Annotated in this window: 21 protein-coding genes; 5 read left to right on the top strand and 16 right to left on the bottom strand. The window is 67.6% G+C overall.

Features of this window, described 5'->3' with window-relative positions:
• Positions 1-6: 6 nt before the first annotated feature.
• Genes ACZYY4_RS03655 through ACZYY4_RS03640 form a run of 4 tightly spaced genes read right to left on the bottom strand, consistent with a single transcriptional unit; the run spans position 7 to position 5,776 of the window.
• Positions 7-915, bottom strand: coding sequence for an AAA family ATPase (locus ACZYY4_RS03655; RefSeq protein ID WP_463808092.1), 909 nt, complete (start codon positions 913-915; stop codon positions 7-9).
• A gap of 15 nt (positions 916-930) precedes the next feature.
• The gene (locus ACZYY4_RS03650) at positions 931-2,184 is read right to left on the bottom strand and encodes a glutamate-5-semialdehyde dehydrogenase (protein ID WP_463808091.1); all 1,254 of its coding nucleotides are present in this window, start codon (positions 2,182-2,184) and stop codon (positions 931-933) included.
• Positions 2,181-3,620, bottom strand: coding sequence for a mechanosensitive ion channel domain-containing protein (locus tag ACZYY4_RS03645; RefSeq protein ID WP_463808090.1), 1,440 nt, complete (start codon positions 3,618-3,620; stop codon positions 2,181-2,183). Before ACZYY4_RS03645 ends, ACZYY4_RS03650 begins: the two co-directional genes overlap by 4 nt.
• The gene (locus ACZYY4_RS03640; RefSeq protein ID WP_463808089.1) at positions 3,617-5,776 is read right to left on the bottom strand and encodes an adenylate/guanylate cyclase domain-containing protein; all 2,160 of its coding nucleotides are present in this window, start codon (positions 5,774-5,776) and stop codon (positions 3,617-3,619) included. The genes ACZYY4_RS03645 and ACZYY4_RS03640 overlap by 4 nt, the downstream gene beginning before the upstream one ends.
• 87 nt (positions 5,777-5,863) lie before the next feature.
• Here ACZYY4_RS03640 and ACZYY4_RS03635 point away from each other — a divergent pair, with 87 nt between their 5' ends.
• Entirely contained in the window at positions 5,864-6,721 is an 858-nt protein-coding gene (locus ACZYY4_RS03635) for a ribokinase (RefSeq protein ID WP_463808088.1), read from the top strand.
• 107 nt (positions 6,722-6,828) lie between these two features.
• On the opposite strand, the gene ACZYY4_RS03630 is transcribed toward ACZYY4_RS03635, so the two are convergent.
• The 3 genes from ACZYY4_RS03630 to ACZYY4_RS03620 are packed head-to-tail and all read right to left on the bottom strand — an operon-like array spanning position 6,829 to position 10,057.
• The gene (locus ACZYY4_RS03630; RefSeq protein WP_463808087.1) at positions 6,829-7,224 is read right to left on the bottom strand and encodes a tautomerase family protein; all 396 of its coding nucleotides are present in this window, start codon (positions 7,222-7,224) and stop codon (positions 6,829-6,831) included.
• A gap of 19 nt (positions 7,225-7,243) precedes the next feature.
• The gene (locus ACZYY4_RS03625) at positions 7,244-7,987 is read right to left on the bottom strand and encodes a class I SAM-dependent methyltransferase (RefSeq protein WP_463808086.1); all 744 of its coding nucleotides are present in this window, start codon (positions 7,985-7,987) and stop codon (positions 7,244-7,246) included.
• 15 nt (positions 7,988-8,002) lie between these two features.
• Positions 8,003-10,057 (bottom strand): NAD(+) synthase, encoded by a 2,055-nt coding sequence (locus tag ACZYY4_RS03620; protein ID WP_463808414.1) that lies wholly within the window; start codon positions 10,055-10,057, stop codon positions 8,003-8,005.
• Between the two features lie 58 nt (positions 10,058-10,115).
• On the opposite strand from ACZYY4_RS03620, the gene ACZYY4_RS03615 reads away from it, so the two are divergent.
• The 3 genes from ACZYY4_RS03615 to ACZYY4_RS03605 are packed head-to-tail and all read left to right on the top strand — an operon-like array spanning position 10,116 to position 12,796.
• A complete protein-coding gene (locus tag ACZYY4_RS03615) occupies positions 10,116-10,655 on the top strand; it encodes a cysteine hydrolase family protein (RefSeq protein ID WP_463808085.1) in 540 nt (179 codons plus the stop codon).
• A 4-nt stretch (positions 10,656-10,659) separates the two neighbouring features.
• Positions 10,660-11,511, top strand: coding sequence for an NAD-dependent protein deacetylase (locus ACZYY4_RS03610; RefSeq protein WP_463808084.1), 852 nt, complete (start codon positions 10,660-10,662; stop codon positions 11,509-11,511).
• Positions 11,512-11,560: 49 nt separating this feature from the next.
• On the top strand, positions 11,561-12,796 hold the full coding sequence (locus ACZYY4_RS03605) for an MFS transporter (RefSeq protein ID WP_463808083.1): 1,236 nt from the start codon (positions 11,561-11,563) through the stop codon (positions 12,794-12,796).
• Positions 12,797-12,803: 7 nt separating this feature from the next.
• Here the strand turns inward: ACZYY4_RS03605 and ACZYY4_RS03600 are convergent, their stop codons facing one another.
• Positions 12,804-14,063: a cytochrome P450 gene (locus tag ACZYY4_RS03600; RefSeq protein WP_463808082.1), complete on the bottom strand. Its 1,260-nt coding sequence runs from the start codon at positions 14,061-14,063 to the stop codon at positions 12,804-12,806.
• 105 nt (positions 14,064-14,168) lie between these two features.
• Between ACZYY4_RS03600 and ACZYY4_RS03595 the strand changes: the two genes are divergently transcribed.
• Positions 14,169-14,804, top strand: coding sequence for a TetR/AcrR family transcriptional regulator (locus tag ACZYY4_RS03595; RefSeq protein ID WP_463808081.1), 636 nt, complete (start codon positions 14,169-14,171; stop codon positions 14,802-14,804).
• A gap of 17 nt (positions 14,805-14,821) precedes the next feature.
• Here the strand turns inward: ACZYY4_RS03595 and ACZYY4_RS03590 are convergent, their stop codons facing one another.
• From ACZYY4_RS03590 to ACZYY4_RS03555, 8 genes are all read right to left on the bottom strand, one after another.
• Positions 14,822-15,583 carry a PE-PPE domain-containing protein gene (locus ACZYY4_RS03590; RefSeq protein ID WP_463808080.1) on the bottom strand — a complete coding sequence of 254 codons (762 nt, stop codon included), beginning with the start codon at positions 15,581-15,583 and terminating at the stop codon, positions 14,822-14,824.
• Between the two features lie 11 nt (positions 15,584-15,594).
• Complete coding sequence (proB, locus tag ACZYY4_RS03585) at positions 15,595-16,698, bottom strand: glutamate 5-kinase (RefSeq protein ID WP_463808079.1); 1,104 nt, start codon at positions 16,696-16,698, stop codon at positions 15,595-15,597.
• Positions 16,695-18,140: a GTPase ObgE gene (gene obgE / locus ACZYY4_RS03580; protein WP_463808078.1), complete on the bottom strand. Its 1,446-nt coding sequence runs from the start codon at positions 18,138-18,140 to the stop codon at positions 16,695-16,697. The genes proB and obgE overlap by 4 nt, the downstream gene beginning before the upstream one ends.
• 48 nt (positions 18,141-18,188) lie before the next feature.
• Positions 18,189-18,449 carry a 50S ribosomal protein L27 gene (gene rpmA, locus ACZYY4_RS03575; protein WP_463808077.1) on the bottom strand — a complete coding sequence of 87 codons (261 nt, stop codon included), beginning with the start codon at positions 18,447-18,449 and terminating at the stop codon, positions 18,189-18,191.
• Between the two features lie 12 nt (positions 18,450-18,461).
• Positions 18,462-18,773 carry a 50S ribosomal protein L21 gene (rplU, locus tag ACZYY4_RS03570; RefSeq protein ID WP_463808076.1) on the bottom strand — a complete coding sequence of 104 codons (312 nt, stop codon included), beginning with the start codon at positions 18,771-18,773 and terminating at the stop codon, positions 18,462-18,464.
• Positions 18,774-18,925: 152 nt separating this feature from the next.
• Complete coding sequence (gene rne, locus ACZYY4_RS03565; protein ID WP_463808075.1) at positions 18,926-21,784, bottom strand: ribonuclease E; 2,859 nt, start codon at positions 21,782-21,784, stop codon at positions 18,926-18,928.
• A gap of 297 nt (positions 21,785-22,081) precedes the next feature.
• Positions 22,082-22,528, bottom strand: coding sequence for a nucleoside-diphosphate kinase (gene ndk / locus ACZYY4_RS03560; RefSeq protein ID WP_463808074.1), 447 nt, complete (start codon positions 22,526-22,528; stop codon positions 22,082-22,084).
• A gap of 34 nt (positions 22,529-22,562) precedes the next feature.
• The gene (locus ACZYY4_RS03555) at positions 22,563-22,913 is read right to left on the bottom strand and encodes a DUF4233 domain-containing protein (RefSeq protein ID WP_463808413.1); all 351 of its coding nucleotides are present in this window, start codon (positions 22,911-22,913) and stop codon (positions 22,563-22,565) included.
• Between the last annotated feature and the right edge of the window lie 19 nt (positions 22,914-22,932).

Below are 22,932 nucleotides of genomic sequence, written 5' to 3'. Positions count from 1 at the left end.
GCACCATCAGTTCAGTCGCAGTTCTCCGGACGCCCGGACCTGATCGGACTGGTGCTTGAGAATCACCCCGAGAGTGGCGGCGACGGTGGCGTCGTCGATGGTGTCCATACCCAGGGCCAGTATGGTGCGGCCCCAGTCGATGGTCTCGGCCACCGAGGGCAGCTTCTTGAGCTGCATGCCGCGCAGCACGCCGATGATGCGCACGAGCTCGGCGGCAAGGCGTTCCGGCAACTCGGGTACGCGGGACAGCAGGATGCGCCGTTCCAGGTCCGGATCGGGGAAGTCGATGTGCAGGAACAGGCAGCGGCGCTTGAGCGCCTCGGACAGCTCCCGGGTCGCGTTGGAGGTCAACAGCGTGAACGGCGTCCGCGTGGCGGTGATAGTACCCAGTTCCGGGACGGTGACCGCGAAGTCGCTGAGCACCTCCAGCAGCAGGCCCTCGATCTCGATATCGGCCTTGTCCGTCTCATCTACCAGCAGCACCGTGGGATCGCTGCGCCGGATCGCGGTCAGCAGCGGCCGCGACAGCAAGAACTCCTCGGAGAACACATCCATCTTGGTGGCGTCCCAGTCACCGCCCGGACCGGCATTGTTGCCGGACTGAATACGGAGTATCTGCTTGGCGTGGTTCCACTCGTAGAGCGCTCGGGCCTCGTCGACGCCCTCGTAGCACTGCAGCCGCACCAGGCCGGCACCGGTGGCAGTGGCCACGGCGCGGGCCAATTCGGTCTTTCCGACACCGGCCGGTCCCTCCACCAGCAGGGGTTTGCCCAGCCGGTCGGCCAGGAACACCGCGGTGGTGGTGGCGGTATCGGCCAGGTAGCCGGTCTCGGCCAGCCGGCGGCCGACGTCGTCGATATCGGCGAACAACGAGGCGTGCCGGGCCGGGGTGGCGGGAATGGCGGGCTTTTCCATGCGAGCTACGGCTCCTTAGACGGGACGGGTGTGGCCGTCACCCCACACGATCCATTTGGTCGACGTCAGCTCCGGCAACCCCATCGGACCGCGGGCGTGCAGTTTCTGGGTGGAGATGCCGATCTCGGCGCCGAAGCCGAACTGCTCGCCGTCGGTGAACGCCGTGGAGGCGTTGACCATGACCGCGGCGGCATCAACCTGCTCGCTGAACCGCTGGGCGGCGGCCATGTTGGTGGTGACGATGGCCTCGGTGTGGCCGGTGCCGTATTCGTTGATGTGGTCGATGGCGTCCTCGAGCCCGTCGACCACCGCGCACGCGATGTCCATCGCCAGGTACTCGCGGCGAAGATCGTCCTCTGCCGCGGCGTCGTCGGCGTCCCCGTGCACGGTGACCCCGGCCGCAGTCAACGCATCCACCAGCCGCGGCAAGGCGGACGCGGCGATCGCCTTGTCGATCAACAGTGTCTCGGCAGCGTTGCAGACGCTGGGCCGGCGGATCTTGGAGTTCAGTAGCACCTGTTCGGCGACGGCGAGGTCGGCGGCCTCATGGACGTAGACGTGGCAGTTGCCGACACCGGTCTCGATGGTCGGCACCAGCGCGTCGCGCACCACCGCCTCGATCAGCCCGGCCCCGCCGCGCGGAATCACCACGTCGACCAGTCCGCGGGCCTGGATCAGGTGGGTGACGGTGACGCGGTCGACCGCTGAGAGCAGTTGCACGGCGTCGGCGGGCAGATCCTCCTCGGCCAAGGCACCCCGCAGGACGTCGACCAGGGCACGGTTCGAGTGCGCCGCCGACGAACTGCCGCGCAGCAGCGCGGCGTTGCCGGACTTCAGCGTCAGCCCGAACGCGTCCACGGTGACGTTGGGCCGGCCCTCGTAGACCATGCCCACCACGCCCAGCGGAACCCGCTGCTGGCGCAGCTGCAGACCGTTGGGCAGGGTGTAGCCGCGCAGCACCTCGCCCACCGGATCGGGCAACCCCGCCACCTGGCGCAGTCCCGCGGCGATCCCTTCGACCCGCTGGGGGTTCAGTGCCAGCCGGTCCAGCATGGCCTCGGGGGTGCCGGCGGCCCGGGCGGCGGCCAGGTCTTCGGCGTTGGCGGCCAGGATGTCGTCGGTATGGACCAGCAACGCGTCGGCCGCCGCGTTCAGCGCACTGTTTTTGGCCACGGTGGACAACGACGTCAGCGCGCGGGAGGCGACCCTGGCTCGGCGGGCCGCGTCGTGGACCTCTTGGCGCAGGTCGGGAAGCACGGGGACGCTCATCGCCCCAGCGTATCGGCGAGCGTCGGATCCGGCGAAACGGCCCCGCCGCTGTCAGGATGACGGCGACGCGCTTCGACCGACACCGCGCGCCGCTGGTCGATGACCCGGCCCAGCTCCTGCAGCAGCAGGGGTTTGGCCATCACCAGGTCTTCGATGTGTTCACGGTCGATCACCACCGCGGTGACCTCATCCAGCGCGCGGGCGTCGAACTGACTGGATTGTCGGGTCAGCGTGGTGACGCCGAGAAACGCCCCGTGCCGCAACGTCGCATCCGATACGGCCGGATCCTCGCAGGTGATCCGAACGCTGCCCTCGGTGAGGAAGGTCATCGCGGTCGGCACTTGGCCGGCCGGCTCCAGTATTTCGTCCGTGCCGTAGCGGACCACCGTGGCGTACGGGGCCAGGGCCTGCTGGTCGGCGTCGGTCAGCCGCAGGGCGGGTGCGACCACCGTTCGCAGCGCCTCGGCCACCCGCTGCGGTGTCGAGAAGTCGTCGTCGGCGTCGTCAAGGTGCAGGCCTTCCCGCCGGGAGGCATACCAGAGCCACCGCAGGAAGGTGGCCTGCGCCGCACCATCGTCGCCCGGGGAGTCGAGCGCGATGGTGGTCCGGTATTCGCCACCGCCCAATGCCACCGAACCGGGCGCTTCCCCGGTCGTTCGCAGCGGCAGTGCCGCGGCAACCCGCGACAGCAACGCGCACACCCGGTCGGGCGGGTCGGCGACGGCGAAGGTGGTCGTGACCGACACCTGGTGCACACCGCCGGCTCGGCTGATGTTGGTGAACGAAGTTCCGGCCAGCACCGAGTTCGGCGTGACCTGCAGCCCTCCCGAGGTGCTGATGTGCACCGCACGCCAATTCACCTCGACTACCCGGCCGCGCGCGGTGGGAGTGGACAGCCAGTCCCCGATCCGGAACGGCTGCTCGAACAGCATGAACAGACCCGAAACGATCTGACCGACCGAATTCTGCAGCATCAAGCCGATGACCACCGACGTCACGCCCAGCGCGGTGAACAGTCCGCCGATCTTGGCGCCCCAAACGTAGGACAGGATCAGCGCCAGCCCGACACCGATCAGCAGGAATCGGGCGACGTCGATGAAAATGGTCGGGATGCGACCGCGCCAGGAACCTTTCGGGGCGCTCTGGAAGAACGTGACGTCGAGCCCGGACAGCAGCAACACCAGCATCATGAAGCCGAACACGGTGTAGGTGACCCGCACGGTCGGGTCGTGGGCGGATATTCCGGCCACCGGCACCAGCAGTGCCAGCAACGCGCCCAGCGGCAACAGGTAATTCCGGATCAGCGCTACCGGCCGGGCCAGGTAGCTGCCGCGGCGCGCCAGCCCCACATGCCATTCGGTGAGCAGGATCAGGCCCGCGGGCAACCCGACCGCGACACCGACCGCCCAGTAGAACCACGACCCGAAGATGTTCACGGCTTCTCCGACAATCGCCAGGTCTGCTGCTCGGCTTCCCCGATCATCACGGTGCCGGCCGGGACGAAGTCCGCGCCGTCGCCCAGCATCTCGCGCACCACCGCGGTGACGTAGATGCCGGGTTCGGATGTGGTCCTGCGCAACTGATAGGCGAGGTTGACGGCCGAACCCCACAGGTCGTAGGTGACGCCCGACCGGCCCACCAGACCGCTGACGACCGACCCGGTGTTGACGCCGGCCCACAGGCTCAGCCGGTGACCGGTTTTGACGTCGAATCGATCGACGATGCGCTGCATCTCGCACGCGAACTCGACGATACGGTGCACGCCGTCCAACCGCGGGGTGGTCAGGCCGCACCCGGCGAGATAACCGTTGTACATGGTGCGGATTCGTTCGACGCCGACGACGTCGGCCGCCGCGTCGAACTGCCGGACCAGGTCGTCCACCATCGTCACCAGTTCGCTCGCGGAGACCTCGGATGACAATTCGTCGATCCCATGCAGTTCGGCGTAGACCACGCTGACGTTGTGATGCTCCTGCGCGATGGCTTGTTCACCCTCGCGGTAACGCCGCACCACCGACTCGGGCATCAGCGACAGGAGCAACTCGTCGTTCTGCTTGCGCTGCTCGTTGAGCAACTGCTCCTTCGTCCGCAGGCTGCGGCTCATGTCGTTGAACGCCCTGGTGAGATCGCCGATCTCATCGGCCGCCCGGGTCGATACCGCGGCGCTGTAGTCGCCGGCGCTGATCCGCTGGGCTGCGTTCTGCAGCCGCCGGATCGGTCGCAGGAACAGCCGGGCGAGCAGCATCGCCAGCACGCAGATGGCGAAGATGACGGCGGTGGTGGCCAGCACCACCCTCTTGCTGAACGAGGTGACCCCGGCGTAGGCGTCCGAGTAGTCCCGGGTCGCCAGGATCGACCACTGCAGGTCCGAATTGGGTACGGTCAGCGGCGCGTACGCCGTCAGCTCACGGTTGCCGAGATAGTCGTATCCGGTGTTCAGCGTGCCGGTCTGGCCCCGTTGCGCGGCATGCAGGCCCGGAGAGCTCACCGGCTGCACCAGCGTGGTGGTCCCCAGTTTCAGTGCCCGTTCCACCGTCGCCGCCGCGGTCCCGGCCGCCACCGCTTCGCGGCGGTACTCCTCCGGTTCCTCCAAGAACAGTCGCGAGTCGGAGCGCATCAGCTCGTCCGGTCCGGCGAGATAGGTCTCGGTGGTGTGTCCCAGCCCGGCCGCCTTCCAGTTGCGGTTGGCGGTCATGATCCGGTTGACCTTCGCGCTGGGCAGCGGCAAAGCCATCACACCCTCGACCGTGCCCTTGTTGCCGACCGGCGACACCAGCCAGGCGGTGGGGGCGTCCAGGTTGGGCTGATACGGCTGGTAGTCGGTGATCCACACGAAGTTGACCGCGTTGGACGCCAGTGCCTTGCGGTAGGCGTCGCGCAGCGTGGATTCGCGGTAGGGGCCGGTCAACACGTTGGTGCCCAGATCCACGCCCTTGTTAGTGCTGTAGACCACGTTGCCCCGGGTGTCGAGCAACAGCGCGTCCTCGTACTCGTTGCGTTTGACGATCTCGGCGAAGAAAGTGTCGAACTGCGCGTTTGCCGCCGACCATGCACTGCCGTCACCGGCGTCGCCCGGCTTCTTCGCGTCGTCGGCGAAGCCGGCGGTGTAGTGGGCCTGCAGGTAGCGCTGCGCGGTCGATGTCGGCATCAACGCGGCGATGTCGGCCTCCTCTCCGGTCCGCTCGCCCAGCGCGCCGACGAACTGGTCCCGGTAGTAACTCACGATGGCCCGCTGCTGTTCTGGAGTGACTGTGGCACTGCCCAGTTCGTCGAACCCAGCGGTGAATGCCTTGAGCGCGTTGGCCGCCGTCGCTTCCCCGCTGAAAACGACCAGGGAATTCGTCATCTCGGTGAACAAGGTGGTCACCGCCCGGCGCTGCGCCTCGCGCGCCTGCACCAGTTTACTGGACACCGAACGCTGCAATTCGGCTGCGCCGTACTGGAACTCGACGAATCCCACCACGGCCACCGAGACGACGCTGGTCACCAGCAAGATCAGCATCAGCTTGGTTTGAATGCTGATCCGCGACGGCAACCGCAGGCGCCGTCGTTCATCGCTCGCCGTGGTCACTGTCGACGGTGCCGAGTCCACTCTGCCGCTCCCTTCCCCGCTTAGCGGACGGTTCCCCACGATAGGGGATCTCGGGCGTCCCACGGTCGCGAATGGGAAGCTGGCAGCATGGCGACGCGGGTGTGCGTAGTGGGCAGTGTGAACCTGGATACCGTGTTCACGGTGGCTGCGCTGCCCGCTCCGGGCGAGACGGTCCTCAGCTCGCAACCGGGCACGCACTGCGGCGGCAAGGGCGCCAACCAAGCAGTCGCGGCCGCACGGGCCGGTGCGAACGTCTCGTTCGTCGGTGCGGTGGGCGACGACGACGCGGGCGTGCGGTTGCGTCGGCACCTGCAAGCCAACGATGTCGGCACCGACGGGTTGACGACGGTGCCGGGGCCCAGCGGAGCGGCAGTCATCACCGTGGGCCCGGCCGGGGAGAACACCATCGTGGTGGCGCCGGGGGCCAACGCGGCGCTGACTTTGGATTCCGACCCCGGCGGCATGATCGCCGGATCGGACGTGCTGCTGCTGCAGTTGGAGATTCCACTCGCCACGGCCACCGCGGCCGCTCGACTGGCTCGCGCGGGCGGAGCGACGGTGATCGTCAACGTCTCCCCGGTCGGTGGTGACTTGAGCGAGCTGGCCGGACTGATGGACGTGGCAGTGGTCAACGAGACGGAATCAGCGCAGTTCGACCACCGGGTGCCGCACCGGGTGGTCACGCTGGGCGCGCGCGGGGCGCGTTACACCGGCGTCGACGGCTCGGTCGACGTACCGACGCCCAGAGTCGAGCCGGTGGACACCTCCGGGGCCGGGGACGTGTTCGCCGGAGTGCTGGCCGCCGGTTGGGCCGACGGTATTGAATACGCGTTGCGCCGCGCCTGTGTCGCGGGGGCGCTGGCGACGCTGGTGCCCGGAGCCGGCGATTGCGCCCCGGATGTCGAGGCGATCAGCGCGGCGTTGAGCACCGCTTTCGAGGCCTGAGGCAGGTCTTCAGCAGTCGGCGAACTCTTGCCACATCGTGATTGTCATGGCATGGATCTCCCGGCTGTCTGGATTGGCGCGCCCGCACGGTTCAGTGCCTTACCGGCTCATACCCGCACATTGAATCCCAGGTCGACATCGGATGCGGCCTGTCCGCCACGGATTCCCCAATTCTCGCGATCTATCTCATGCAGGGTGATCATCACGTGGTCGCGTGGAATGCCAAGCGCCGCCAGGTTTTCGACGATCCCGGCGTAAAGTGCCCGCTTGGCTTCCAGGGACCGGCCGGTGAAGCAGTCGATGGAGACCAGGGTGCGGTTCTCCGGTTGCGCCAAATGCTCCGGGACCGCGAACCGGTGCGGTTCATGGGCGATCAGCCGGACGTTCTTGTCCTCGGCCGGGACCTGGAAGGCCGTCACCAGCGCCCCGTGCACGGCGTCGATGATCGCGACTTCCTCGGCTTGGGTGTAGCGGCGGCGAACCTCGATCAGGACGGTGGGCATGGCTCCTACCTTGTCACGCTCACGCCCGTTTGCCCCGCACCCACTGGATGGACCCGAAACTCTTGGCCCGCACGCTGGTGAAGCCGTGCCCTTCGAGGGTGTCGGCGATCTCGTCGTCGCCGAACACCCGTACCCCGGCTTTCAACGGCAGCTGCCACATCCGCGAGGCCAAGCCGACGGTGGGCACCATCAGCGCGATCCGCCCACCGGGCTTGAGCACCCGTGCCATCTCACCCAGCGCCGCCACCGGGTCGGGGATCAGCTGCAAGACCGCGATCGAGGTGACAGCATCAACGGTGTTGTCGCGCAGTGGCAGTCGCTGTGCATCAGCGCGCAAGAAGCCGGCTTGTGAGCCGGCCTGCACCCGTACCGCCCGGGCCAGCATCGGCTCGGAGACGTCGACGCCCAACGCCAAACCGTCGGCGCCGACGGCGCGGGCCAGCGAGGCGGTGATGCTGCCCGGGCCGCAGCCGACATCCAACGCCACCCCGCCGTCCGGAATGTCCAGCCAGTCGATCGGATGCTGCCAGGCTTCGAGCAGCCGCCGCGCCAGCCCCTGGGCGTTGTCGTAGAACATCGACCCGAACGACGAGGCCCACAGCCGCTGGACAGCACCGGCGTTCTGCTGGGAGACAACGTCCCCTTCCCCGTCGAGCAGGTCGAGGTAGCCCCGACTCACCCGCGGATCCGACGGCGGGTCGCTGAGCAATGTCATGGCCCGTTGCAACGCCGGTGACAACGGAAACCTCCGAATTTCGGCCATCGTCGGTGCTCCTCCCTACCCCTGCGGAATCTCGCGTTCGATCTCGTCGAGCCAGATCCGCGCCGACATGTCCGACGGAGCCCGCCAGTCCCCCCGCGGCGACAGTGAACCGCCGTGGGACACCTTCGGCCCGTTGGGCAGTGCCGAACGCTTGAATTGGCTGAACGAATAGAACCGCTGCGCAAAAACTTTCAGCCAGTGTCGGATGTCGGCCAGCGAATAGGCCAGTCGTTTGTCGGCCGGATACCCGGGCGGCCAGGACCCCGCCTCGACGTCATGCCAGGCGTGCCAGGCCAGGAACGCGGTCTTGGCCGGCGAGAATCCGTAGCGCAGCGCCTGAAACAGCGCGAAGTCCTGTAGCGAGTACGGACCCACCTTGTCCTCGCTGCGCTGAATCTCCTCGCCTTCACCGGCGGGGACCAGCTCCGGGCTGATCTCGGTGTTGAGCACCGAGGCCAGTACCGCGCACACGTCGGCGTCGAACTCACCGGAGTTGATCACCCAGCGGATCAGGTGCTGGATCAGGGTTTTAGGCACGCCGCCGTTGACGTTGTAGTGCGACATCTGATCGCCCACCCCGTAGGTGGACCAGCCCAGCGCCAACTCCGACAGGTCACCGGTGCCCAGCACGATGCCGCCGCGCTGGTTGGCGATCCGGAACAGGTAGTCGGTGCGCAGGCCGGCCTGTACGTTCTCGAAGGTGACGTCGTAGACCGCTTCACCGCGGGCGAACGGGTGCTCCAGCTCGGTCAGCATCAGCTTCGCGGTGTCGCGGATGTCGATTTCGGCGAACGTCACCCCCAGCGCCCTGCTCAGCGCGGCCGCGTTGGCCTTGGTGCGCTCACCGGTGGCGAAGCCGGGCATGGTGAACGCCAAGATGTCACTGCGCGGCCGGTTCTCCCGGTCCATGGCCCGTGCGGCGACGATCAGGGCGTGGGTCGAATCCAGCCCGCCCGACACCCCCAGCACCACCTTGGGGTAGTCCAGGGCGCGCAGCCGCTGCTCCAGGCCGGATACCTGAATGTTGTAGGCCTCGTAGCAATCCTGTTGCAGTCGCTGCGGATTCGACGGTACGAACGGAAACCGCTCTACGGTGCGTCGCAGTCCGATGTCCCCGGCCGGCGGGTCCAGCAGGAACTCCACCCGTCGGAAAGCGGCCACCGTGTCCCGGTGATGGCGGCGGTTGTCGTCGAACGTGCCCATCCGCAGCCGTTCCGAGCGCAGCAACCCGAGGTCGACGTCGGCGATCGACCGGCGCGCACCGCTGGGAAAGCGCTCACTGTCGTCGAGCAGCGTGCCGTTCTCCCAGATCATGGTCTGGCCGTCCCAGGCCAGGTCGGTGGTCGACTCCCCCTCCCCGGCGGCGGCATAGACGTAAGCGGCCAGGCATCGCGCCGACGCCGACCGGGCGAACAGGCAGCGGTCTTCGGCGCGCCCGACGGTGATAGGACTGCCGGACAGGTTGGCCAGCACGGTGGCGCCGGCCAGGGCCGCCTGGGCGCTTGGGGGCACCGGCACGAACATGTCCTCGCACACCTCGGCGTGCAGCACGAACCCGGGCAGGTCGGTCGCGGCGAACAGCAGGTCCGGCCCGAACGGCACCTCGGTGCCGCCCAGCCGGATCGTTCCGCGCTCGTCGGCGCCGGCGGCCAACTGGCGGCCCTCGTAGAACTCCCGGTAGGTGGGCAGGTAGGACTTCGGCGCCACCCCGAGGATGCGTCCGCGGTGGATCACGACGGCAGTGTTGTAGACGCGATGTGCATAGCGCAGCGGCGCCCCCACCAGCAACACCGGCAAGAGCTCCGCCGACGACGCCACCACGTCGAGGAGCGCGGCCTCGACGGCGGCGAGCAGGCTGTCCTGCTGCACGATGTCGTCGATGGAGTATCCCGACAGCGTGAGCTCGGGAAAGACGGCCAGCGCGACGCCGTCGTCGTGGCAGTCGTGCGCCAATCGCAGCACCGACTCGGCGTTGGCGGCCGGGTCGGCGAGTGTCGTGCGGTGCGTACAGGCGGCAACCCGCGCGAAACCATGCCGGTAGGCGCTGTAGAAGTCCCCAGAAAGGTCCATGGCCTCCCATTGTTGCCCGGACGGTGTCAACGTGCAGCTTTCGGGTATCACCAGGGCCATGACCGACACCGCGGTGATAGTCGTCGACATGCTCAACGCCTACCGGCATCCCGACGCGGGACAACTGGCCGACAACGTCGCCAAGATCGTCGAACCGCTGGCCGACCTGGTCGAACGCAGTCGCGCTCGCGAGGAGGTCGATCTGGTCTACGTCAACGACAACTACGGCGATTTCACCGCCGGATTCGCCGACATCATCGCCTCAGCACTGGACGGCGCCCGGCCGGACCTGGTGTGTCCCCTGGTGCCCAAAGCAGGGGATCGACTGATGACCAAGGTCCGGCACAGCGCGTTCTATGCCACACCCCTGGAGTACCTCCTCGGCCGACTCGGCACCCGGCGGTTGATCCTGACCGGGCAGGTCACCGAGCAGTGCATTCTCTACACTGCACTGGACGCATACGTCCGGCACCTTCCGGTGGTGATACCGGTCGATGCCGTCGCCCACATCGACGCCGGCCTGGGCGACGCGGCGCTGGAGATGATGTGCCGCAATATGGCTGCCGAACGCTCGACCGCCGAGCAGTGCCTACGCTGAGCGGATGAGCGGTGCCGAGCCAACGGTCTGCGACCTGCTGAGGCTGCTGGCGGGCCGGCGGGTCGCGGTGCTCACCGGTGCCGGTGTCTCCACCGATTCGGGCATCCCGGACTATCGCGGCCCGGATTCCCCGCCGAGCAATCCGATGACGATCGCCCAGTTCACCGGCGATCCGGTCTTTCGCCAACGGTACTGGGCCCGCAACCACGTCGGCTGGCGTCACATGGCCGGCACCGCGCCCAACGGCGGGCACTTGGCGCTGGCCGCGCTGGAAGAAGCCGGGGTGGTCAACGCGGTGATCACCCAGAACGTCGACCTGCTGCACACCAAGGCCGGAAGTCACCGCGTCGTCGATTTACACGGCAGCTACGCGGCGGTGGTGTGCCTGGCGTGCGGGAACTCTTTGAGCCGTGCGTCGTTGGCCGAGCAGCTGGAGAAACTCAACCCCGGGTTCATCGACCGGGCGGAAAGTCTCGGTGGGATCGCCGTGGCGCCCGACGCCGACGCCGCAGTCGCCGAGACCGCCTCCTTCCGCTTCGTCGACTGCGACCAATGCGGTGGCATGCTCAAGCCCGATATCGTCTACTTCGGTGAGAGCGTCCCCAAAGACCGTGTTGTCCGGGCGTATTCGGTGGTCGATGACGCCGACGCATTGTTGGTGGCGGGCTCTTCGCTGACGGTGTTCTCCGGCTATCGATTCGTGCGGCACGCCGCGGCGCGAGGTATCCCGGTCGCGATCGTCAACCGTGGCGTCACCCGCGGCGACGGGCTGGCCGCCGTGAAGATCGACGGCGGCTGTTCGGCGGTGCTGGCGCTGCTGGCTTCCGAATTGGCCGGTGTGATTTCGGCCCGATAGATCCCAATAGTTGCCCGATCGATCCCGGCAAATAGGGCACGATGCTCGGGTGACAAAGCAGCGGCTCACTCCCGACCAGCGCAACTCGTTCCTGGCCGCAGTCCTGGGCTGGTCGATGGATGCTTTCGACTACTTCATCGTGGTATTCGTCTACGCCGACATCGCCAAGACCTTCGGCCACACCAAGACCGAGGTCGCGTTTCTGACCACCGCCACCCTGGTGATGCGCCCGGTGGGCGCGCTGCTTTTCGGCCTGTGGGCCGACCGGGTCGGCCGGCGAATACCGCTGATGGTCGACGTGATCTTCTACTCGGCGGTGGGGTTCTTGTGCGCGTTCGCGCCCAACTTCACCGTGTTGGTGATCCTGCGCCTGCTGTACGGGATCGGGATGGGCGGCGAATGGGGGCTGGGCGCCGCGCTGGCGATGGAGAAGATCCCGCCGGAGCGCCGCGGCTTCTTCTCCGGGCTGCTGCAGGAGGGCTACCTGTTCGGCTATCTGGCCGCCACCCTGGCTTCACTGCTGGTGAACGACTGGCTGGGGCTGTCCTGGCGCTGGCTGTTCGGGCTTTCCATCCTGCCGGCCATGGTCAGCCTGCTCATCCGCTACCGAGTCACCGAATCCGAGGTGTGGCAGGCCACCCATGATCGGATGCGGTTGACCCGCACCAGGATTCGTGATGTGTTCACCGACGCCAGGGTGATTCGCCGGTTCTGCTACCTGGTGCTGCTGATGACGGCGTTCAACTGGATGAGCCACGGTACCCACGACATCTACCCGACATTTCTGACTTCGACCGACGGCGCGGGCCTGTCCCATGTCACGGCCAAGTGGATCGCGGTGATCTACAACATCGGCGGAATCATCGGCGGACTGTTCTTCGGCTCGCTGTCGCAACGATTGGGCCGACGCTACGCGATCATCTGGGCCGCGATGATGGGCCTGCCGATCGTGCCGCTGTTCGCACTGTCGCACAGCGCGGGCATGCTGTGCCTCGGTTCATTTCTGATCCAGATCTGCGTGCAGGGTGCTTGGGGCGTGATCCCGGCCCACCTGACCGAGATGTCCCCGGATGCGATCCGCGGCTTCTATCCCGGCGTGACCTATCAGCTGGGCAACCTCTTCGCGGCGTTCAACCTTCCGATCCAGGAGCACCTGGCGGCCGCCCACGGCTATCCCTTCGCCCTGATTGTCACCGTGGTGCCGACGCTACTCGCCGTCGTGGTGTTGACCGCGGCCGGAAAGGACGCCACCGGCCGGCACTTCGGGCCGGCGTCGACCGGATGAGCCCGACTCAGAACGTGCAGGGCATGGCACGGATACCGTGGATGAAGCTGCCCGCCACGTACTCCGGGTTGCCGGCCTCGATGCCCGGCAGCTCGCGGAGCAGCTCGGTGAACATGGCGCGCAGCTGGGCGCGCGCCACATGTGTCCCCAGGCAGTAGTGCTGGCCGCCGCCGCCGAAGCCCAGGTGCGGGTTGGGGTCGCGGCTCAGATCCAACCGGTCCGGGTCGTCGAACACCGTCTCATCCCAGTTGCCGGACGCATAGAACATCGCGACCTTGTCGCCGGCCCGGATAGTCTGGCCGCCGAGTTCGTAATCGGTTGCGGCGGTGCGCCGGAAGGTCATTACCGGCGTCGCATAGCGAATGAACTCCTCCACCGCCATGCCGATGCGGTTGTCGAAATCCTCCAGCAGCCAGGCTCGTTGCTCACCGAAGTCGGTGAGCGCCCGCAGGGCGTGGCTGGTGGTCTGGCGGGTGGTGTCGTTACCCGCAACGCACAGCAGCACGAAATACGCCGAAATCTCGGCGTCGGTGAGTCGGTCGCCATCGACCTCGGCATTCACCAGGCTGCTGAACAAGTCGTCGCCGGGCTGCTCGCGACGCTGCGCCGCCAACGTGCCGGCAAGCTGATGCAGATAACCGATGCATTCGAACATCACCTCCATCGCGTTGCGGCCGGCGAGACACACCGGGTCGTTCGCCGTGACCATGGCGTCTGCGGCGTGGGCGACCTGCGCCCGCTCAGAACCGGGGATTCCCATCATGTCCGACAGCGTCCGCAGCGGCAGTTCCTTGGCGCAGTACTCGACGAAGTCGGCTCCGCTGCCCGCAGCCTTCAATTCTTCGACGATGGCCTTGGCGCTCGCCTTGATCGAGCCCTCGATGCGCCGGACCTGGCGAGGGGTGAACGCCGCGGTCGCCAGCTTGCGCAGCGTGGTGTGCCGGGGCGGGTCCATCGCCAGGAAGGACTGCGTCGTTTCCAGCAGCTCCGCGGGAAGGTTCTCGAACTGCACGCCCTTGCCGGACAAGAAGACCTCGTTGGTGCGGCTCACCGTGACGATGTCGGCGTGGCGGGTGACGGCCCAATAGCCCGGATCGTCGGGATCGTCCAGCACGGCGTCTTCGACCGGCGGGTGCCAGCTCACCGGACGCTCGGCCCGCAGCACCGCATATGAGCGTTCCCGCTCGGCAGCGGTGGTGGACCAGAACGCACGTGAGGACAAGTCGACCGCGTCGTAGCTGCGAGTCGTGGCAGATGGTGCTGTCATGGGCCCTCCTCGGCATATGACCCCGATCACAGCCGAGGTACCCCGACGATAAGTCTAGACATAATGTCTAGTCAAGGCGTCACGGAAACGGTTAGGCTGTGCGGCGTGGCATCGGTGACCCGCAAACCCCCCGCCCGCCGACAGGAGCGGCGCGGGGAGATCGAGCGTCGCCTGCTCGACGCCACCGAGCGGCTGATGGGCGAGGGCGCCAGTTTCACCGAACTCAGCGTGGACCGCCTCGCCACCGAGGCTGGGATGTCGCGGGCGAGCTTCTACATCTACTTCGAGGACAAGGGCCAGTTGCTGCGCCGACTCGCGAGCCAGGTGTTCGGCGATCTCGCCGACGGCGCGCAACGCTGGTGGGGCGTGGCCTGGCGGCATGACCCCGACGACGTGCGCGCTGCAATGGCCGCGATCATCGCCAGCTATCGGCGACACCAACCGCTGCTGATCGCACTCAGCGAGATGGCCGGCTATGACCCGCTGGTGGCGGCCACCTACCGGGAGCTGCTGACCGGGATCTCGGGCCGGGTGGTCCAGGTCATCGAAGACGGCCAGGCTGACGGCTCGATTCGGCGCGCGCTACCCGCCGCCGCCACCGCCAGTGCCCTGACCTGGATGGTCGAGCGGGCCTGCCAGCAGAATCTGCCGGGCCGGGACGTCGACTACGACTCCGAACTCACCGCCGCGATGACCGAAATAGTCTGGGGTGCACTGTACTTGGAGCCGCTGCCGGAGTAGCGCCATACTCGGCGACGTCAAGCGCGCGCCGACGTGTCCCAAGCCGAGCGGTCATAGGAGTTCTCGATCCGCTGGCGCCGTCTTTTCAACCGGGCGGGCCACAGCCTTCCCAGGACGCAGGCCGGGGGTACGCGCGTCGGGGACAAGACATAGGTGATGTTGCCGCGGCTGATGCGGATGTTGGCGGGGCTGTTGATATCGAGCCTCAAGTAATTGTTGTGGATGACCACCAGGCCCAGAAGCGCGTTCTTGACGGCCAGCGAGTCGACCTGTGCGGCAGGCAGGTTGGGGAAGTCTGCCATGCCGTCGTACTGGCGACACAGGTCCGTCACCGCGAACGGTGTGCTCTCCGGCACGCCGACGCCGCCGTAGTCGGGCAGCGTCATGAATCTGACCAGCTTGGGGTCGGCCGCATAGATGCCGTGGAACGGTTGTTCAGGATTGGCCAGCAGCAGAAACGACAACTTGGCTGCCGGGACCGTCGAGGTCGGGCCGCGCTCGCGCAGCCACTTGCAGGCAACCTGCGCCCCCATGCTCACGCAAAAGACCAGCACGTCGTCGGCATCGGGCCGGCCGTTGAAGTGGGTGGTCAGCATGTCATCGAGGGCCTGCGCGCCTCGTTCCACTGCACGGACCGCAGGGACGTAACGCAGACCATCGAAGTAGGTGTTGGGGTAGTCGACGCGTCTGATCGTCTTGCCCTTGGTCACGGCACCGCGGCACATGAACCGCAGAAACCCGCTCCATCCCGCCCCGTCGATGGTGAATACGGTGCTCATCCCTGCGGGCCCTACAACGCAACCAAGTCATCGGCATGGACCACCGGGCGGCGGGCATCCGCCGCCAGCTCGGCGGTGGAATGGCCGACCATGGCGGCCAGTTCCGTCGCGTCATAGCCGACGACACCGCGGGCCACCACCGAAGAGTCCGGGCCGCACAGTTCCACCACGTCGCCGCCGTGGAACCTGCCCGACACCCCGGTGATCCCCGCAGCCAACAGTGAGCGGCGTCGTTTCAATACCGCTTCGACCGCCCCGGCGTCCAGCGTCAACGCACCCGCCGCATCGGCGGCGTGGCGCACCCAGAACTTGCGCGCCGACAACCGTTGTGGCCGGGCTGCGAACACGGTGCCCACCGAAGCGTCAGAGAGAGCCGCGGCCGCCGCACTGGCCGCGGCCAGCAACACCGGAACCCCCGCGTCGGCGGCCAGCAGGGCCGACGACAGTTTCGACACCATGCCGCCGGTGCCCAGATGACTGCCCTCGCCGGCTACCACGTCGGTGAGGTCTTCCGGACCGGCCACCTCGGGGACCAGCCGGGCCGGCCCCTTGCGAGGGTCGGCGTCGTAGAGCCCGTCGATGTCGGAGAGCAGCACCAGCGCATCCGCGCCGACCAGATGCGCCACCAACGCCGAGAGCCGGTCATTGTCACCGAACCGGATCTCGTTGGTGGCGACAGTGTCGTTCTCGTTGACGATCGCCACCGCGTGCAGCGCCCGCAACCGGTCCAGGGTACGAGCGGCATTGGTGTGCGATACCCGCATCGACACGTCCTGCGCGGTGACCAACACCTGCCCGACGGTCCGGCCGAATCGGCCGAAGGCGGCGCTCCACGCATTGATTAACGCCACCTGGCCCACACTGGCGGCAGCCTGTTTGGTGGCCAGATCGGTTGGACGCTTGGACAACCCGAGCGGCTCCAGCCCGGCGGCGATGGCTCCGGACGACACGATCACGACATCCGAGCCGGCCTTCATCCGGTCCTCGATCGCCGCGGCGAGCCCGGCCAGCCGAGTGGCGTCGAACATGCCGTTCTCGGCGGTTAGTGCCGTGGTGCCGATCTTGACCACGACGCTGCGCGCAGTGCGAATCGCTTCGCGCGCACCATCGTTCACGAGTCCTCCGGGTGCTCGCGACGCTGCTTGCGTGCGACTTTGCGTTCGGCGGCGCCGACCCGGTCGCTGCGCTCCACCCGGATGTCAGTGCCTCTTCCGGACAGCGGCATGTCCACCCCTGCCGGTGTAGCCGGCTCCCAATCGAAGGTCATCTCCCCGATCGTCACCGCACAGCCCGGCTTGGCCCCCAGTCGCAGCAGCGCGTCCTCGACCCCGAGTCGGGCCAGTCGGTCACCTAAATACCCGACCGCTTCGTCGTTGTCGAAGCTGGTCTGATGCACCCAGCGCTCGGGACGCGACCCACGCACGATGAAGCCGCCCTCGCCATCAGCCTCCACGGCGAACCCGGTCTCCCCGGCGGGTATCGGCCGGATCACCGGCCGTCGGGCTACCGGCTCCGGCTGCGCCGCACGATACGCCGATACCATCTCGGCGAGCGCAAACATCAGCGGCCGCAACCCTTCGCGACTCACCGTCGACACCATGAACACCGGCCAGCCCCGCTGCGCCGCGATGTCGTCGCGGACGAACTCGGCCATCTCGCGCGCCTCCGGCACGTCGATTTTGTTGAGCACCACCGCACGCGGCCGATCGACCAGATCGCCGAGCGTCGAATCCCCCTGCATGGTCGGGGTGTAGGCGGCCAGTTCGGCCTCGATCGCCTCGATGTCGGAGATGGGGTCGCGGCCCGGTTCAGCGGTGGCACAGTCGACTATGTGCACCAGCACCGCGCAGCGTTCGATGTGTCGCAGGAAGTCCAGACCCAGCCCGCGTCCGGACGAGGCGCCCGGGATCAGACCGGGTACGTCGGCGGCGGTGAAGGTGTTGTCCCCGGCGGAGACCACGCCCAGATTCGGCGCCAGCGTGGTGAACGGGTAGTCGGCGATCTTCGGCTTGGCCGCCGAGATCACCGACACCAGCGCCGACTTGCCCGCCGAGGGAAACCCGATCAGGCCGACATCGGCAACGGTCTTGAGTTCCAGCGTGAGGTCGCTGGTCTCGCCCTTCTCACCCAGCAGCGCGAAGCCGGGCGCTTTGCGGGCACGCGACACCAGCGCCGCATTGCCCAGCCCCCCTCGCCCGCCCGCGGCGGCCTCGAAGCGGGCGCCCGAGCCCACCAGATCGGCCAGCAGTCGGCCGTGTTCGTCGAGCACGACGGTGCCGTTCGGCACCTTGATCTCCAGGTCGGATCCGGAGGCACCTTCTTTGTTGCTGCCCTGACCCTGTTTGCCGGAGGCGGCGTTGATGTGCGGCCGGAAATGGAAGTCCAACAGGGTGTGCACCTGGGGGTCGACGACCAACACGACACTGCCGCCGCTACCACCGTTACCGCCGTCCGGGCCGCCCAGCGGTTTGAACTTCTCCCGGTGAATCGACGCGCAGCCGTTGCCCCCGTCGCCCGCGCGTATATGGATGACGACGCGGTCGACGAACCGGGACATGGCGTTACTACCTATCCGGCGCCGGGTGGCGCCCAGTTACGCCGGCGACTAGTCGCGGGCGACAGGCACGATGTTAATGGTCTTGCGGCCGCGCTTGAGACCGAACTCGACCGCACCGGGTGCCGTGGCGAACAGGGTGTCGTCGCCACCGCGTCCGACGTTGATGCCGGGGTGGAAGTGGGTGCCGCGCTGGCGGACCAGGATCTCGCCCGCCCTGACGACCTGACCGCCGAACCGCTTGACACCGAGTCGCTGCGCGTTGGAGTCGCGCCCGTTGCGTGAGCTGGAAGCGCCCTTCTTGTGTGCCATGTCGCTCGCTCCCTACTTGATTCCGGTGACCTTGAGCACGGTCAGCTGCTGACGGTGACCCTGCCGCTTGTGGTAGCCGGTCTTGTTCTTGAACTTGTGGATGCGGATCTTGGGTCCCTTGGTGTGCTCGAGGATCTCACCGGTGACCGCGACCTTCGCCAGCTTGGCGGCGTCGGTGGTGACGGTGGTGCCGTCCACGACCAGCGCGACCGGCAGCGAGACCGACGATCCCGGCTCGGACTCGAGCTTCTCGACCTTAAGCACGTCACCGACGGCAACCTTGTACTGCTTGCCGCCGGTTTTGACGATTGCGTACGTCGCCATCGTTGGTTTCTACCTCTGCTTCTCGGGCGCGCACGCCATCGGGACTTGCGCAAGTGTCTGGGGTTCGGTCCGCCGAGCTGTGGTTATTCCCGCCTGGCGACAACTGGTCAAGGGTACGTGACCAGCGGCTAAAGGGTCAAACCGGCCCCGCATTAGATCGGCGGACCGGCCGGGCGGGCCGCCGCACGTCGCCGCCGCGGACGTTCATTCACCACGGCCGGCACGTCGGCTTCCTCGAACTCCTCGGATTCTTCGTCCTCCTCGGACTCCTCGGACTCGTCTGTGACGTCCAGGTCGTCGTCGAAGTCTTCGTCGTCATCGTCGTCGAGATCGACCTCGTCGTCGTCATCCTCGGAGTCATCCTCAGCGTCCTCGTCGACGTCGCTGTCCTCGCCGTCGTAGGCGTCTTCGTCGCTGTCCTCGCCGTCATAGCCGGCGTCGCTGTCTGCGCTGTCGTCCTCGAGCGCCACACCGGCCACCTGCGCCGCGACCTCGACTACCACCTGCGACTCCCCGACCGCCGACTCCGCGGTGGCCTCGACATCCGCCCCGTCTTCGGACTCATCGTCCTGACGGTCAGTCGCCGCGGCCATCGCCTTGAACATCGGGTGGTCGCCGGGGGTGTGCACCGGAACCTTGGCCACTGCCGGCTCGTCGACCTTGGGCTTCTTCGATCGCTTGCTGCGGCGGCTGCTACTGCTGCCCGGCTCGGACCTGCGCCCCGGCGCGGCCGAGTCGACCGGGTCGGCGTGCAGCATGATGCCGCGACCGGCACAGTGCTGACACGACGTCGAGAACGCCTCGATCAGCCCGGTGCCCAGCCGCTTGCGGGTCAGCTGGACCAACCCCAGCGACGTCACCTCCGAAACCTGATGGCGGGTGCGGTCGCGGCCCAGTGCCTCGGTCAGCCGACGCAGCACCAGGTCGCGGTTGGACTCCAGCACCATGTCGATGAAGTCGATGACGATGATGCCGCCGATGTCACGCAACCGCAGTTGCCGCACGATCTCCTCGGCGGCCTCCAGGTTGTTCTTGGTCACCGTCTCCTCGAGATTGCCCCCGGACCCGGTGAACTTGCCGGTGTTGACGTCGACGACCGTCATGGCCTCGGTCCGATCGATGACCAGGGTTCCTCCCGAGGGCAGCCAGACCTTGCGGTCCACCGCCTTGGCCAGCTGCTCGTCGATGCGGTGCACGGCGAACACGTCCGGCCCGGTCTGTCCGTCCGGACCCTCCGGCGCCTGGTACTGGGTCAGCTTGGTCATCAATTCCGGCGCCACCGAACCGACGTACTCGTTGATCGTCGCCCAGGCATCGTCACCGGAAACCACCAGCTCGGAGAAGTCCTCGTTGAACAGGTCGCGGATCACCTTGACCAGCACATCGGGCTCTTCGTAGAGCGCCACCGCCGCGCCGGCGGCCTTGCCCTTGGTCTCCGCCGCGGTGGCCTCGATCTCGTTCCAGCGTTCCTGGAGGCGTTCCACGTCGGCGCGGATGTCGTCTTCTTTGACACCTTCGGACGCAGTGCGGATGATCACGCCGGCGTCGGCGGGCACCACCTCACGCAGAATCTCCTTGAGCCGCTGGCGCTCGGTGTCGGGCAGTTTGCGGCTGATACCTGTCGACGAGGCGCCCGGCACGTACACCAGGTAACGACCGGCCAGCGAGACCTGCGTGGTCAGTCGGGCACCCTTGTGCCCGATCGGATCCTTGCTGACCTGCACCACGACGCAGTCACCCGGTTTGAGCGCCTGCTCGATTTTGCGGTTGGCGCCGCCCAGGCCGGCCGCCTCCCAGTTGACCTCACCGGCGTAGAGGACGCCGTTACGGCCGCGGCCGATGTCGACGAACGCGGCCTCCATCGAGGGCAGCACGTTCTGAACAATGCCCAGGTAGACGTTGCCCACCAGCGAAGTAGAAGCAGCCGACGTCACGAAATGTTCGACCATCACGCCGTCTTCCAGCACGGCTATCTGCGTATAGCGGGAGCCCTGGTGCGGCGGCTCGGCGCGGACCCGGTCCCGGACCACCATCCGGCGTTCGACGGCCTCGCGGCGGGCGAGGAACTCTGCCTCGCTCAGGATCGGTGGGCGGCGGCGTCCGGCGTCACGGCCATCGCGACGACGCTGACGCTTGGCCTCAAGTCGCGTCGAGCCGGTGATGCCCTGGATCTCGTCGTCCCCCGAGCTTCGCTCGCTCTTGGCGCTCCTGGCGGTCTTGGCGCGCGGGGTCCGTTCGTGCACGACGGTGTTGGGCGGGTCATCCGTCGACGCGGCGTCATCGTCGTCCCCGCTGCCGGACTTGCGCCGACGGCGGCGGCGGCGCCGCCGGTTGCCCGTTTCGTCGCCTGAATCGCTCTCGTCGTCGCCGGCGTCCTCGGCATCCCCGGACTCGTCGGATTCGGCGGCGGAATCGTCGTCGGTTTCGTCATCGGCGTCGCCGTCGTCCAGCGCCGATCCCTCAGAGCCGCGGCCCCGACCGCGACCGCGCCGGCCGCGGCGGCGGCGGCGGTTGGCGGGCCGGTCCCCGTTCTCGTCGTCGCCGTCGCCGTCGTCGTCGGCATCGGCATCGGCGCCGAGGTCGTCGTCATCGTCGGACTCGTCGTCGGCGACGCGGGGCGCCGGGGGCTTGAAGGCGATCGGCTGCGGTGCCACGAACAACGGCATGTAGTCGGCCCGCGTGCCGGCGGCCTCCGGGGCGGTCTCCAGCAGCAGCCGGGACTCCGGCTCGTCGGGGGCCTCGCCGGCTTCGTCGGAGTTCTCGGTGGTGGGCTTGTCGGCCGCACCCAGCAAGTCGCGGACTCGGACCGCCTCGACCCGATCCACGCTGGAGTGGGCGCTACGCGTTCGCCCGTCCAGCTCGATCAGGGCATCAAGCACCCGCTTGCTGGTGGTGCCCAGGACTCGCGCCAGGGAATGGACCCGCAGCCGGTCCGGCAACTCATCCTGCTCGGTCGGCACCGCCGCCGCCACGTCCGAATAGGGGCTCTTAAAAAGAGATGGATCTGCCACGTACGTCTCCTCAAGCCCCCGGGCGCGTCTGCTACGACGCGGCCACGCGAGGGCTTCTCGTTATTCGCCCGGCTCACTTCTCCGGGCTTGTGGTGGTCTCGCTCCGAGGGGCTCGGGTGGAACCGACTCGGTGCCTGGCTGAATGAGGACCGGTGATCGGCGCCGCATCACATATCGCGACCGTCGCACTCGCCTAAGCCTTCATTCGGGTGTCGGACACCGGTCCGGTGACGTTCACCCGTTGGCCAGTATCCCACACAACCGGAGGAAGCCGGGCGAAAGGCATCAACTCCGACGTCAGGCCAGTGTCATGCGAGACGTCGGCGCCGACGGCTTCAGCTCGGGAAACCACAGCGCGATCTCGCGCTCGGCCGACTCCGGCGAGTCGGAGCCGTGCACCAGGTTGAACTGGGTCTCCAGCCCGAAATCACCCCGGATGGTGCCAGGCGTGGCCTTGGCCACCGGGTCCGTACCGCCGGCGAGCTGCCGGAACGCCTCGATGGCCCGCGGTCCCTCCACCACGGCGGCGACCACCGGGCCGGAGGTGATGAAGTCCAGCAGCGACGCGAAGAACGCCTTACCCTCGTGTTCGCCGTAGTGCTGCCGGGCCACCGCCTGCTGCACGGGCCGTAGTTCGAGCGCCGCCAGCGTCAGGCCCTTCTTCTCGATCCGGTTGATGATCTCGCCCACCAACCGGCGGTTGACACCGTCCGGCTTGATCAGCACCAAAGTCCGCTCAGTCATGAAGCGACAGCGTACCGGCCGCGTACCGGCCCGGTCACGAGCGGCGCAACACCTCGGCTCGGAAGTAGGCGATCAGCGCCCACACCCCGGTGAACACCAGACCCATCACCCCGACGCCCGGATAGATCACGAAGCCGGCGACCAGCGCCAACTGCAACGCCAGATTGGCCCAGATCGCCCAGGGCCGGCCTTGGATACCGATGAGCAGCAACAACACCAACGCCAGCCCGAGCAGGTATGCCAGCGACACCGGCGTCAGGCCACCGCCGACGACGCTGACCACCGGCAGCGCCAACAGCACCACGATCGCCTCGAGGATCAGCGTCGCGGCCATCACGCCACGAAAACCCCGCCACGGATCGGGCGGCGCGGGTTGGCCGGTCATATGGGACGCCTCCCCCTCA

The sequence above is a fragment of the Mycobacterium sp. IDUB_21 genome (genome assembly GCF_055419425.1).
The sequence above is the reverse complement of the archived record's forward strand: the minus strand, read 5'-3'. Positions and strand labels throughout refer to the sequence as shown.